This window comes from Umezawaea beigongshangensis, assembly GCF_016464305.1.
GTDB lineage: Bacteria > Actinomycetota > Actinomycetes > Mycobacteriales > Pseudonocardiaceae > Umezawaea_A > Umezawaea_A beigongshangensis.
The window spans coordinates 170,935-183,159 of the sequence record NZ_JAEIOJ010000005.1 but is presented as its reverse complement, the minus strand read 5'-3'; the positions used below and the strand labels follow the sequence as shown (position 1 = coordinate 183,159).

The window sequence follows — 12,225 nt, the reverse complement described above, 5'->3', positions numbered from 1 at the left end:
GATCAGACGTCCTTCCCGTTGCGACGGGAAATGCGGACCCGCTTGCCCTCGTCGTTGGTCCGGTAACCGACCCGCGACGGCTTGCCGTCGGCGTCCACGACCATCACGTTGGACACGTGGATCGTGGCTTCCTGGGTCACGATGCCGCCGGACTGCGCACCGCGCTGGGTCTGCGAGATCCGGGTGTGCTTCTTGATGCGGTTGACACCCTCGACGAGGACTCGGTTGTTCTCCGGGTAGGCCTGGATGACCTTGCCCTTCGCACCCTTGTCCTTGCCGGCGATGACGACGACCGTGTCGCCCTTCTTCACCTTCATCAGAGCACCTCCGGAGCCAGCGAGATGATCTTCATGAACTTCTTGTCGCGAAGCTCGCGACCGACCGGTCCGAAGATGCGGGTGCCCCGCGGCTCGTTGTCGTTCTTGATGAGCACGGCAGCGTTCTCGTCGAACCGGATGTAGGAGCCGTCGGGACGGCGCCTCTCCTTGACCGTGCGGACGATGACGGCCTTGACCACATCGCCCTTCTTGACGCCGGCGGCGGGGATCGCGTCCTTGACGGTGGCGACGATGATGTCCCCGATGCCCGCGTAGCGGCGGCCGGAGCCACCGAGAACACGGATGCAGAGGATTTCCTTCGCACCGGTGTTGTCGGCGACGCGCAGCCGCGACTCCTGCTGGATCACTTCAACTCCTGACCATTCTTGGCCCGCCAGATTTCCGACCTGACGGGCTCGGTCCCCTGCTCCCCGCGCGGGTTCGCGCGGGAAGCGGGAAGTTTACTTGGCCTTCTCGAGGACCTCGACCAGCCGCCAGCGCTTCGTGGCGGACAGCGGCCGGGTCTCCATGAGCAGAACGCGGTCGCCGACACCGGCGGTGTTCTGCTCGTCGTGCGCCTTCACCTTGGTGGTGGAGCGCAGCACCTTCGCGTAGCGGCGGTGCTTCTTGCGGTCCTCGAGCGCGACCACGATCGTCTTGTCCATCTTGTCGGACACGACGTAGCCCTCGCGGACCTTGCGGTCGTTACGGGTCTCAGCCGTCTCGGACACAGTCGTCACTTCGTTGCCTTCGGTCATGCCGCACCCTCACCAGTGGAAACCGCGTCCGGGGAGACGGAGAGACCGAGCTCCCGCTCCCGCATCACGGTGTAGATGCGGGCGATCTCGTGCCGCACCGTGCGCAGTCGCCGGTTGTTGTCGAGCTGCCCGGTGGCCATCTGGAAGCGGAGGTTGAACAGCTCCTCCTTCGCCTCCTTCAGACGCAGCACGAGCTCCTCTTCGGTGAGCTCACGCAGCTCGGAAGCGGTCGTACCCGCTGCCATCAGAACTCACCACCCTCACGTGTGACGATGCGGCACTTCATCGGGAGCTTGTGGATCGCGCGGCGGAGCGCCTCGCGGGCCACGGTCTCGTTCGGGAAGCTCATCTCGAAGAGCACCCGACCCGGCTTGATGTTGGCCACCCACCACTCCGGAGAGCCCTTGCCGGAACCCATGCGGGTCTCGGCCGGCTTCTTCGTCAGCGGACGGTCCGGGAAGATGTTGATCCAGACCTTGCCGCCACGACGGATGTGCCGCGTGATGGCGATACGAGCGGACTCGATCTGCCGGTTGGTCACGTAAGCCGGCTCCAGCGCCTGGATGCCGAACTCACCGAAGGTCACCCTGGTGCCGCCCTTGGCGGCGCCGGAACGACCGGGGTGGTGCTGCTTGCGGTGCTTGACCCGCCGTGGAATCAGCACGGATCAGCCCTCCTTCTGAGCAACAGCCGGGGCGTTGGCGGTAGCCACGTCACCGGTCGTCTGGTCGCTGGCCTGGGCGTCGGCCGCAGCGCGTCCCGCCTCGGTGCTCGTCGCCGTGGTGCCGCTGGCACCCGAACGACGGGCCCGGTTCGGGCGCTCGTTGCGGTCGCGCCGAGGCGCACGGTCTGCCGAGGGAGCGGCGTCGCGCTCGCGCTTGGCGTTCAGGCCGCCGACCACGTCACCCTTGTAGATCCACACCTTCACGCCGATGCGGCCGAAAGTGGTGCGGGCCTCGAAGAAGCCGTAGTCGATGTCGGCACGCAGCGTGTGCAGCGGCACCCGGCCATCGCGGTAGTGCTCGGAACGGGACATCTCGGCACCGCCGAGACGACCGCCGCACTGCACGCGGATGCCCTTGACCTGCGGCGAGCGCATGGCCGACTGAATGGCCTTGCGCATCGCGCGCCGGAAGGCGACGCGGTTGGACAGCTGCTCGGCCACACCCTGAGCGACGAGCTGAGCATCCGACTCGGGGTTCTTGACCTCGAGGATGTTCAGCTGCACCTGCTTCTTGGTGAGCTTCTCCAGCTCACCGCGGATGCGGTCGGCCTCGGCACCACGACGACCGATGACGATGCCCGGTCGCGCGGTGTGGATGTCGACGCGAACCCGGTCACGGGTCCGCTCGATCTCCACCTTGGAGATTCCGGCACGCTCCATGCCGCGGCCGAGCAGCTTGCGGATCTTGACGTCCTCGGCCACGTACTCGGCGTACTGCTTGTCGGCGTACCAGCGGGACTTCCAGTCGGTGGTGATCCCCAGCCGGAAGCCGTGCGGGTTGATCTTCTGACCCACTACCGGGCACTTCCCTTCGCGCTGGTCTTACGAGCCGTCTTGGGACGAGACTCGACCTCGACGGTGATGTGGCTCGTCCGCTTGCGGATCCGGTACGCACGACCCTGGGCACGCGGGCGGAACCGCTTGAGGGTCGGGCCCTCGTCCACGAACGCCGCGCTCACCCAGAGGGTGTCGGGGTCCAGGGACAGGTTGTTCTCCGCGTTGGCCACGGCGCTGGCGAGCACCTTCGCGACCGGCTCACTTGCCGCCTGCGGCGCGAACTGGAGCACGGCCAGGGCCTCGCTGGCGCTGCGGCCCTTGATGAGCTCGATCACGCGGCGCACCTTCATGGGCGTGTCGCGGACGTAGCGAGCCCGAGCCACGGCGCGCGGGTACTCCTGCGCGGCGGCATCGTTGCGGGCGTTCATCGCTGCTTCCCCTTGCTCTTTTCCCAGTTCGTCGCCTAGCGGCGGCGAGACTTCCGGTCGTCCTTGATGTGGCCCTTGAAGGTGCGCGTCGGGGCGAACTCGCCCAGCTTGTGCCCCACCATGGCCTCGGTCACGAACACCGGAACGTGCTTCCGGCCGTCGTGCACCGCGATGGTGTGCCCCAGCATGTCCGGAATGATCGTGGACCGGCGGGACCAGGTCTTGATGACGGTCTTCTTGCCCGACTCGTTGAGAACGTCCACCTTCTTGAGCAGGTGGTCGTCCACGAAGGGGCCCTTCTTAAGGCTGCGAGGCATCCTTCACTCCCTCCCTGCTCAGCGCTTCTTACCGGTGCGACGACGCCGGACGATGAGCCTGTCGCTTGGCTTGCGGCGGCGGGTGCGACCCTCGGGCTTGCCGGCCGGGTTCACCGGGTGGCGACCACCGGAGGTCTTGCCCTCACCACCACCGTGCGGGTGGTCGACCGGGTTCATGGCGACACCACGGACGGTGGGCTTGCGGCCCTTCCACCTCATGCGGCCGGCCTTGCCCCAGTTGATGTTGGCGTGGTCGGAGTTGCCGATCGCGCCGATCGTGGCGCGGCAGCGCACGTCCACGTTGCGGATCTCGCCCGAGGGGAGACGCAGCTGGGCGTACGGGCCGTCCTTGGCGACGAGCTGCACGCTCACACCGGCCGAGCGCGCGATCTTGGCGCCGCCACCGGGGCGGAGCTCGATCGCGTGGATCACCGTGCCGACCGGGATGTTGCGCAGCGGCAGGTTGTTGCCCGGCTTGATGTCGGCCTTGGGGCCGTTCTCCACCGTGTCGCCCTGGCGCAGCTTCTCCGGGGCGATGATGTAGCGCTTCTCGCCGTCCACGTAGTGCAGCAGCGCGATGCGCGCGGTCCGGTTCGGGTCGTACTCGATGTGAGCGACCTTGGCCGGCACGCCGTCCTTGTCGGTGCGGCGGAAGTCGATCAAGCGGTAAGCCCGCTTGTGACCGCCACCCTTGTGCCGGGTCGTGATCTTGCCCGACGCGTTGCGGCCACCACGGCCGTGCAGCGGACGAACCAGCGACTTCTCCGGAGTCGACCGAGTGATCTCGGCGAAGTCGGAGACGCTCGCACCGCGACGACCCGGAGTCGTCGGCTTGTACTTGCGAATGCCCATCTCTACGCAGTCCTCGTCGTCATCAGGCGGCCGGGCCGCCGAAGATCTCGATCGGCTTGCTCTCGGCGGACAGCGTCACGATCGCGCGCTTGGTGTCCTTGCGCTTGCCGTACCCGGTGCGGGTCCGCTTGCGCTTGCCCTGGCGGTTGATGGTGTTGACACTGACGACCTTGACGCCGAAGACCTTCTCCACGGCAATCTTGATCTGGGTCTTGTTCGAGCCCGGCGCCACCACGAAGGTGTACTTGTTCTCCTCGAGCAGTCCGTAGGACTTCTCGGAGATCACGGGCGCGAGCAGGATGTCCCGCGGGTCGGGGATCACTTGGAACCCTCCTCAACCTCACTGGAGCCCGCGACGGCCGACGCCGAGCCACGTCCCTGCTGGGACTTGCTGGCGAGGAACACGTCGAGCGCGTCCTTGGTGAACACCACGTCGTCGTTGACGAGCACGTCGTAGGTGTTCAGCTGGTCCGGCGCGATCACGTGGATGTGCGCGAGGTTCCGCACGGACACCCACGACACCTCGTCGGTGCGGTTCAGCACGACGAGCACGCGACGGGCCTCGGTCACCGACTCCAGCAGCTTGCGGGCGGTCTTCGTGGACGGGGTGTCCCCGTTCACGAGGCCGCTCACGACGTGGAGCTGACCGGCGCGGGCGCGGTCGGAGAGGGCGCCGCGCAGAGCGGCGGCCTTCATCTTCTTGGGCGTCCGCTGGGCGTAGTCGCGCGGCACGGGGCCGTGCACGATGCCACCACCGGCGAACTGCGGCGCGCGGGTCGAGCCCTGACGGGCGCGGCCGGTGCCCTTCTGCCGGTACGGCTTCTTGCCGCCACCGCGAACCTCGCCGCGGGTCTTCGTGCTGTGCGTGCCCTGGCGAGCCGCGGCGAGCTGTGCCACGACGACCTGGTGCATCAGCGAGATGTTCGCCTGCACGTCGAAGACCTCGGCGGGCAGCGAGACGCTGCCGTCGGTCTTGCCGTCGGGCGTGCGAACCTCAACGGTCGTGGTCATCAGGCACCACCCTTCGCAGCGCTCTTGACGAACACCAGACCGCCCTTGGGACCGGGGACCGCGCCCTTGATGAGCAGCAGACCCGACTCCAGGTCGACCTTGTGCACGGTCAGGTTCTGGGTCGTGACACGCACGTGGCCCATGCGACCGGCCATGCGCAGGCCCTTGAACACGCGGCCGGGCGTGGCGCAGCCGCCGATGGAACCCGGCGAGCGGTGCTTGCGCTGCGTGCCGTGGCTCGCGCCCAGGCCCTTGAAGCCGTGGCGCTTCATGACACCCGCGGTGCCCTTGCCCTTGCTGGTGCCGGTGATGTCGACGACGTTGCCGGCCTCGAACACCTCGGCGGTGACTTCCTGCCCGACCTCGTAGTCAGCGGCGTCCGTCGTGCGCATCTCCACCAGGTGACGGCGGGGCGTGACGCCCGCCTTGGTGAAGTGGCCCGCGACGGGCTTGTTGACCTTGCGCGGGTCGATCGCGCCGAAGGCCAGCTGCACGGCCGAATAGCCGTCGGTTTCCTGGGTCCGCACCTGGGTGACCACGTTCGGCTCGGCCCTGACGACGGTAACCGGAACGATCCGGTTGTTCTCGTCGAAGACCTGGGTCATGCCGAGCTTGGTCCCCAGGAGCCCCTTCATCTGCCTGTCAGACATGGGTCTCGTTACTCTCCGCCCCAAATGGGATCAACACTGCCGCGCCCAACGCTTACTGGATGTTGACGTCGACGCTCGCCGGCAGGTCGATGCGCATGAGCGCGTCGACCGTCTTCGGCGTCGGGTCGAGGATGTCGATCAGACGCTTGTGGGTGCGCATCTCGAAGTGCTCGCGCGAGTCCTTGTACTTGTGCGGCGAGCGGATGACGCAGTAAACGTTCTTCTCCGTGGGCAGCGGCACTGGCCCGACGACCCGAGCGCCGGTGCGCGTCACGGTCTCAACGATCTTGCGCGCGGACGCGTCGATCGCCTCGTGGTCGTAGGCCTTGAGCCGGATGCGGATCTTCTGTCCCGCCATAGTGGCTTGCCGTTCCTCTGCTTCTCGTACCGCTGCGGTGCGGTGCCTTCGGTGGGCCGCTGGGGACCCTTGGCGCGCTCCGCCCCTGTTCAAGTGTCACGGTGCCCGGTCCACGCGGTCGGGCGTGTCGCACCGCCCGCACATACCGGTCCCACTGAGATGACTCGGTGGGATGGGTCTTGCTCGTCACTGCTCGACCCTCTGCACCCTGACGTCCCCGAGAGGGGCCGTCGTGGACCGCCTGCCTCACGGCTGGGTCCCCTGCGGAATCAGGGCGCGGACTGCTCGTGGCGGGGCGGCCGCCCGAAATCGAAACGGCCGCCCCGTCGAGCAACCCGTCAAGGATCGCACACATGGGTGTGCGGGTCCAAATCGGGGTCGGTGAAACTAGACCAGCGTCACTTGATGATGCTGGTGACCGAGCCGGCACCCACGGTGCGGCCACCCTCGCGGATGGCGAACCGCAGACCCTCGTCCATGGCGATCGGCTGGATCAGCTTGACCGTCATGCCCGTGGTGTCGCCCGGCATGACCATCTCGGTGCCCTCGGGGAGGGTCACGACGCCGGTCACGTCGGTGGTGCGGAAGTAGAACTGCGGGCGGTAGTTGTTGAAGAACGGGGTGTGACGACCACCCTCGTCCTTCGACAGGATGTAGACCTGCGCCTCGAACTCGGTGTGCGGGGTCGTGGTGCCCGGCTTCACGATGACCATGCCGCGCTCCACCTCCTCGCGCTTGACACCGCGGAGCAGCAGGGCGGCGTTGTCGCCCGCGCGGCCCTCGTCGAGGAACTTCTTGAACATCTCGATCGAGGTGACCGTGGTCTTCTTCGAGGTCTCCTTGATGCCGACGATCTCGACCTCTTCGTTGACCTTGATGATGCCGCGCTCGATACGACCGGTCACCACGGTGCCGCGGCCGGTGATCGTGAAGACGTCCTCGACCGGCATGAGGAACGGACGGTCGACCTCGCGCTCGGGCTCGGGGATGTTCTCGTCCACCGCGTCCATGAGGCCGATCAGCTTCTCGCCCCACTCGGCGTCGCCCTCGAGCGCCTTCAGCGCCGAGACGCGCACGACCGGCAGGTCGTCGCCCGGGAACTCGTACTCGGAGAGCAGCTCGCGGACCTCGAGCTCGACGAGCTCCAGGATCTCCTCGTCGTCGACCATGTCGGCCTTGTTCAGCGCGACGACGATGTACGGGACACCGACCTGGCGGGCCAGGAGCACGTGCTCCTTGGTCTGCGGCATCGGGCCGTCGGTCGCGGCGACCACGAGGATGGCGCCGTCCATCTGCGCCGCACCCGTGATCATGTTCTTGATGTAGTCCGCGTGACCGGGGCAGTCGACGTGCGCGTAGTGGCGCTTGTCGGTCTGGTACTCGATGTGCGCGATCGAGATCGTGATACCGCGCTGCTTCTCCTCCGGCGCCTTGTCGATCTGGTCGAACGGCGTGAAGGGGTTGAGGTCCGGGTACTTGTCGTGCAGGACCTTGGAGATAGCAGCAGTCAGCGTCGTCTTACCGTGGTCGATGTGACCGATGGTGCCGATGTTGACGTGCGGCTTCGTCCGCTCGAACTTCGCCTTCGCCACTGGATTGTCCTCCTGGACTTCATTTGCTTGCCCGGTGAGCGGATCTTCCGCCCACCCGGCTACACGTCAGGGTCGATTGTGCGGACCCCGGGGAGTTCCCCCGGGAGAGCCCGCACGACTGTGCGGTGCTCCGGATCGGGGTTACTCGCCCGTCGCCTTCGCGATGATTTCCTTCGCCACGTTGGTCGGAACCTCGGCGTAGGAGTCGAACGTCATCGAGTAGTTCGCACGGCCCTGGGTCTTGGACCGCAGGTCGCCGACGTACCCGAACATCTCCGACAGCGGGACCAGCGCCTTGACGACGCGGACACCGCTGCGCTCCTCCATGGCCTGGATCTGACCACGGCGGGAGTTCAAGTCGCCGATGACGTCGCCCATGTACTCCTCGGGCGTGGTCACCTCGACCGCCATCATCGGCTCGAGCAGAGCCGGGTCCGCCTTCCGAGCGGCTTCCTTGAGCGCCATGGAACCGGCGATCTTGAACGCCATCTCGGAGGAGTCGACCTCGTGGTAGGCGCCGTCGAGCAGCGTCACCTTGATGCCGACCAGCGGGTAGCCCGCCAGCACGCCGTACTGCATGGCGTCCTGCGCGCCGTGGTCGACCGACGGGATGTACTCCCGCGGGATGCGACCGCCGGTGACCTTGTTCTCGAACTCGTACAGCGCGCCGGCCTCGTTCTTCTCGAGCGGCTCGAGGTCGATCAGGATCTTGGCGAACTGGCCGGAACCACCGGTCTGCTTCTTGTGCGTGTAGGAGTACTTCTCCACCTTGCGGCGGATCGTCTCCCGGTACGCGACCTGGGGCTTGCCGATGTTCGCCTCGACCTTGAACTCGCGGCGCATCCGGTCGACCAGGATGTCGAGGTGCAGCTCGCCCATGCCGGCGATGATCGTCTGACCCGTCTCGTCGTCGAGGTTGACCCGGAAGGTCGGGTCCTCTTCGGCGAGCTTCTGGATCGCGGTGCCCAGCTTCTCCTGGTCGGCCTTCGTCTTGGGCTCGATGGCGACCTGGATGACCGGCTCCGGGAAGGTCATCGACTCCAGCACGATGGGCTGCTGCGGGTCGCTCAGCGTCTCACCGGTGGTCGTGTCCTTCAGACCGATCACGGCGTAGATGTGGCCCGCGATGGCCTCGTCGACCGGGTTCTCCTTGTTGGCGTGCATCTGGAAGATCTTCCCGATGCGCTCCTTGCGGTCCTTGGTCGAGTTGACGACCTGGGTGCCGGAGGCGACCTTGCCCGAGTAGACCCGGATGTAGGTCAGCTTGCCGAAGAACGGGTGAGCCGCGATCTTGAACGCCAGCGCGGAGAACGGCTCGTCCATCTTGGGCGCGCGGAAGGCCGGCGTCTCGCCGTCCTGCAGCGTGCCCTCGACGGGCGGGAGGTCCACGGGGGCGGGCAGGTAGTCGATGACCGCGTCGAGCATGGGCTGCACGCCCTTGTTCTTGAACGCGGAACCGCACAGCACCGGGTAGGCGGTGGCGTCGGCGACGATCTTGCGGATGCCCGTCTTGATCTGCTCGACCGACAGCTCCTCGCCGCCGAGGTACAGCTCCATCAGGTCGTCGTCGGTCTCGGCGACGGCCTCGACGAGCTGCTCGCGGTACTCGTTCGCGCGGTCGACGAGGTCGGCCGGGATCTCCTCGACCGTGTAGTCCTCGCCCTTCTGGACCTCGCCGCGCCACGTGAGCGCGCGCATCTCCACCAGGTCCACGACGCCGATGAAGTCGCTCTCCGACCCGATCGGGATCTGGATCGGCAGCGGCTTCGCGCCGAGGCGCTCGGAGATGGTGCGCACGGTGAAGTAGAAGTCCGCGCCGAGCTTGTCCATCTTGTTGACGAAGCAGATGCGCGGGACGTCGTACTTGCTCGCCTGGCGCCACACCTGCTCGGACTGGGGCTCGACGCCCTCCTTGCCGTCGAAGACGGCAACGGCACCGTCGAGGACGCGGAGGTTGCGCTCCACCTCGACGGTGAAGTCGACGTGGCCCGGCGTGTCGATGATGTTGATCTGGTGGTTCTTCCAGAAGCAGGTCGTCGCGGCCGACGTGATCGTGATGCCGCGCTCCTGCTCCTGCTCCATCCAGTCCATCACCGCGGCGCCGTCGTGCACCTCGCCGATCTTGTAGCTGATCCCCGTGTAGAAGAGGATCCGCTCGGTCGTCGTGGTCTTGCCCGCGTCGATGTGGGCCATGATCCCGATGTTGCGGACCTTGGCCAGATCAGTGAGCACGTCCTGTGCCACGGGTGTCTTCCCCTGTCTTGAGCTAGCTGGGTAGCAGGCTCACTAGTGCCGGGAGCACCGGGCCGGGCGCGCGTCGTGCGCGCACCGGCCCGGTGTCAGCTCACCAGCGGTAGTGGGCGAAGGCCTTGTTCGACTCGGCCATCTTGTGCGTGTCCTCGCGGCGCTTGACGCTCGCGCCGAGACCGTTGCTCGCGTCGAGCAGCTCGTTCATCAGGCGCTCGACCATCGTCTTCTCACGGCGCTGCCGGGAGAAGGTGATCAGCCAGCGCAGCGCCAGCGTGGTCGCGCGGGTCGGCTTGACCTCGATCGGCACCTGGTAGGTGGCGCCACCGACACGACGGCTCTTCACCTCGAGGGCGGGCTTCACGTTGTCGAGCGCGCGCTTCAGCGTGACGACGGGGTCGGTGCCGTTCTTCTCACGGGCGCCTTCGAGCGCCTCGTAGACGATCTTCTCGGCCACCGAGCGCTTGCCGTCGACCAGCACCTTGTTGATGAGCTGGGTCACCAGCGGAGAGCTGTAGACCGGGTCGGAGATCAGCGGCCGCTTCGGGGCCGGTCCCTTGCGGGGCATCAGCTCTTCTCCTTCTTCGCGCCGTAGCGGCTGCGAGCCTGCTTGCGGTTCTTCACGCCCTGGGTGTCCAGGGAACCGCGGATGATCTTGTAACGAACGCCGGGGAGGTCCTTCACACGACCGCCGCGCACGAGCACCATCGAGTGCTCCTGCAGGTTGTGGCCTTCACCCGGGATGTATGCCGTGACCTCGATGCCGCTGGTCAGCCGCACGCGGGCCACCTTGCGGAGCGCGGAGTTCGGCTTCTTGGGCGTGGTGGTGTAGACGCGGGTGCACACACCGCGTCGCTGCGGGCTCCCCTTGAGGGCCGCGGTCTTCTGCTTGGCGACCTTGTCCTGGCGGCCCTTGCGGACCAGCTGCTGGATCGTGGGCATACGCCGGCTGCTTCTTCCGTTCGCGTCTCGTCGGAACTGACCGAGCTCTGTTTACTTGATCCCTCTCTGTAACCCGAGGTCGGGCGTGTCGCCCCGTTTTCCCAGGTCCGCAGGCAACACCGGAGCGTCCCTGCGAGTGGAGGACACCGCTTCCCGGACGCGTCGGCGGCTGAGGAGAAGCACAGCTTCCCGTCCACCCGGCGCTCACAGGCACGCGGAGCGGCCCGACATGGGTCGGGCACGAGTACCAAAGATACCCGGCTCGGGTCTCACGGGTCAAAACGGGGGGCGTCCCGAACAGGGGCGACGCCCGTCACAGCGCCCGCGCGCGGCACTGCTTGACTGACCACGTGGAGCGGGAACTGGCGGCTGGGCTCGCCGAGGTGGGACGGACGTACGGCGGCGAGGGCGACGTGGAGGTGATCGCCGACCGCCGCGAGGTCGCGGTGCTGCGCGTCGGGGAGGTCGCGGTGAAGGCGCACCTGCCCGGAGCGGACGCCGCCGCCCTGACCGAGCGGCTGCGCCTGGTGTCGCACCCCGCGCTGGCGGAACTGCTGCTCGCCCCGCTGTCGCCCCTGCCCGTCGTGGTGCGCGACCGCCTGGTGACGGCGTGGCCGCTCGGCACTCCCGTCGACCCCGACGCGCCGGACGCCGCGCCGTGGGAGCAGTCCGCGCGGCTGCTCGCCCGGCTGCACCGGGTGGACACCGGCCAGCTCGCCCCGCTGCCCCGCTCGGCCGGGCCGGACCGCTTCCTGCGCACGGTCGACGAGCTGCGCGCGCACGACGGGCCCGAGGTGCGCGAGGTGTTCGGCGCGTTCGGGACCCTGCCGCCGCTGCGACCTCCGGTGCGGGCGCTGCTCACCCACGGCGACTGGCACCTGGGCCAGCTCGTGACGGTGCCCGGCGGCTGGCGGCTGATCGACGTGGACGACCTGGGCGCCGGCGACCCGGAGTGGGACCTCGCCCGCCCGGCCGCGCTGCACGCGATCGGCGTGCTGGAGCCGCGCGAGTGGGACGTGTTCCTCGGCGCCTACCGGGCCGAGCGCGGTCCGGCCGTCCCCGCGGAGGGCAACCCCTGGCCCGCGCTCGACGTGACCGCTCGCGCCCTGGTCGTGCAGATGGCGGCGCGCTCGCTGCTCACCGCGCGGCGCACCGGGACCGCGCTGGACGATCTCGACCTGGCGCTGGTCGACGCCTGCGCGCGCATCGGGGCGGACATGCGGCACGGCTAATATGAAGCACATCGCCAAGG

18 protein-coding genes are annotated in these 12,225 nt (G+C 67.7%); 1 reads left to right on the top strand and 17 read right to left on the bottom strand.

Going from position 1 to position 12,225, the window contains the following annotated elements; translation table 11 throughout:
• Positions 1-2 precede the first annotated feature (2 nt).
• The 17 genes from rplX to rpsL form a co-directional block, all read right to left on the bottom strand.
• Positions 3-317 (bottom strand): 50S ribosomal protein L24, encoded by a 315-nt coding sequence (gene rplX / locus IMZ35_RS15365; protein ID WP_199441756.1) that lies wholly within the window; start codon positions 315-317, stop codon positions 3-5.
• On the bottom strand, positions 317-685 hold the full coding sequence (rplN, locus tag IMZ35_RS15360) for a 50S ribosomal protein L14 (protein WP_199441755.1): 369 nt from the start codon (positions 683-685) through the stop codon (positions 317-319). Before rplN ends, rplX begins: the two co-directional genes overlap by 1 nt.
• Positions 686-778: 93 nt before the next feature.
• Complete coding sequence (gene rpsQ, locus IMZ35_RS15355; protein ID WP_199441754.1) at positions 779-1,075, bottom strand: 30S ribosomal protein S17; 297 nt, start codon at positions 1,073-1,075, stop codon at positions 779-781.
• On the bottom strand, positions 1,072-1,320 hold the full coding sequence (gene rpmC, locus IMZ35_RS15350; RefSeq protein ID WP_199441753.1) for a 50S ribosomal protein L29: 249 nt from the start codon (positions 1,318-1,320) through the stop codon (positions 1,072-1,074). Before rpmC ends, rpsQ begins: the two co-directional genes overlap by 4 nt.
• Positions 1,320-1,739 (bottom strand): 50S ribosomal protein L16, encoded by a 420-nt coding sequence (rplP, locus tag IMZ35_RS15345; protein ID WP_199441752.1) that lies wholly within the window; start codon positions 1,737-1,739, stop codon positions 1,320-1,322. The genes rpmC and rplP overlap by 1 nt, the downstream gene beginning before the upstream one ends.
• A gap of 3 nt (positions 1,740-1,742) precedes the next feature.
• A complete protein-coding gene (gene rpsC / locus IMZ35_RS15340) occupies positions 1,743-2,594 on the bottom strand; it encodes a 30S ribosomal protein S3 (RefSeq protein WP_199441751.1) in 852 nt (283 codons plus the stop codon).
• Positions 2,594-3,004 carry a 50S ribosomal protein L22 gene (gene rplV / locus IMZ35_RS15335; protein ID WP_199441750.1) on the bottom strand — a complete coding sequence of 137 codons (411 nt, stop codon included), beginning with the start codon at positions 3,002-3,004 and terminating at the stop codon, positions 2,594-2,596. Before rplV ends, rpsC begins: the two co-directional genes overlap by 1 nt.
• Positions 3,005-3,039: 35 nt before the next feature.
• Entirely contained in the window at positions 3,040-3,321 is a 282-nt protein-coding gene (rpsS, locus tag IMZ35_RS15330) for a 30S ribosomal protein S19 (protein ID WP_015105260.1), read from the bottom strand.
• An 18-nt stretch (positions 3,322-3,339) separates the two neighbouring features.
• A complete protein-coding gene (gene rplB, locus IMZ35_RS15325; RefSeq protein WP_199441749.1) occupies positions 3,340-4,173 on the bottom strand; it encodes a 50S ribosomal protein L2 in 834 nt (277 codons plus the stop codon).
• Positions 4,174-4,195: 22 nt separating this feature from the next.
• Positions 4,196-4,495 (bottom strand): 50S ribosomal protein L23, encoded by a 300-nt coding sequence (gene rplW, locus IMZ35_RS15320; protein ID WP_199441748.1) that lies wholly within the window; start codon positions 4,493-4,495, stop codon positions 4,196-4,198.
• Positions 4,492-5,184: a 50S ribosomal protein L4 gene (gene rplD, locus IMZ35_RS15315; RefSeq protein ID WP_199441747.1), complete on the bottom strand. Its 693-nt coding sequence runs from the start codon at positions 5,182-5,184 to the stop codon at positions 4,492-4,494. The genes rplW and rplD overlap by 4 nt, the downstream gene beginning before the upstream one ends.
• Positions 5,184-5,834 (bottom strand): 50S ribosomal protein L3, encoded by a 651-nt coding sequence (gene rplC / locus IMZ35_RS15310; protein WP_199441746.1) that lies wholly within the window; start codon positions 5,832-5,834, stop codon positions 5,184-5,186. The genes rplD and rplC overlap by 1 nt, the downstream gene beginning before the upstream one ends.
• A gap of 52 nt (positions 5,835-5,886) precedes the next feature.
• A complete protein-coding gene (gene rpsJ / locus IMZ35_RS15305; protein ID WP_003938093.1) occupies positions 5,887-6,192 on the bottom strand; it encodes a 30S ribosomal protein S10 in 306 nt (101 codons plus the stop codon).
• Between the two features lie 398 nt (positions 6,193-6,590).
• Entirely contained in the window at positions 6,591-7,784 is a 1,194-nt protein-coding gene (gene tuf, locus IMZ35_RS15300) for an elongation factor Tu (protein ID WP_199441745.1), read from the bottom strand.
• A gap of 141 nt (positions 7,785-7,925) precedes the next feature.
• Positions 7,926-10,028, bottom strand: a complete 2,103-nt coding sequence (gene fusA, locus IMZ35_RS15295; RefSeq protein ID WP_199441744.1) for an elongation factor G — start codon at positions 10,026-10,028, stop codon at positions 7,926-7,928.
• 100 nt (positions 10,029-10,128) lie between these two features.
• The gene (rpsG, locus tag IMZ35_RS15290; RefSeq protein WP_199441743.1) at positions 10,129-10,599 is read right to left on the bottom strand and encodes a 30S ribosomal protein S7; all 471 of its coding nucleotides are present in this window, start codon (positions 10,597-10,599) and stop codon (positions 10,129-10,131) included.
• A complete protein-coding gene (gene rpsL, locus IMZ35_RS15285) occupies positions 10,599-10,973 on the bottom strand; it encodes a 30S ribosomal protein S12 (protein ID WP_015805295.1) in 375 nt (124 codons plus the stop codon). Before rpsL ends, rpsG begins: the two co-directional genes overlap by 1 nt.
• A gap of 350 nt (positions 10,974-11,323) precedes the next feature.
• On the opposite strand from rpsL, the gene IMZ35_RS15280 reads away from it, so the two are divergent.
• The gene (locus IMZ35_RS15280) at positions 11,324-12,205 is read left to right on the top strand and encodes a phosphotransferase family protein (RefSeq protein ID WP_307868161.1); all 882 of its coding nucleotides are present in this window, start codon (positions 11,324-11,326) and stop codon (positions 12,203-12,205) included.
• Positions 12,206-12,225: the final 20 nt, after the last annotated feature.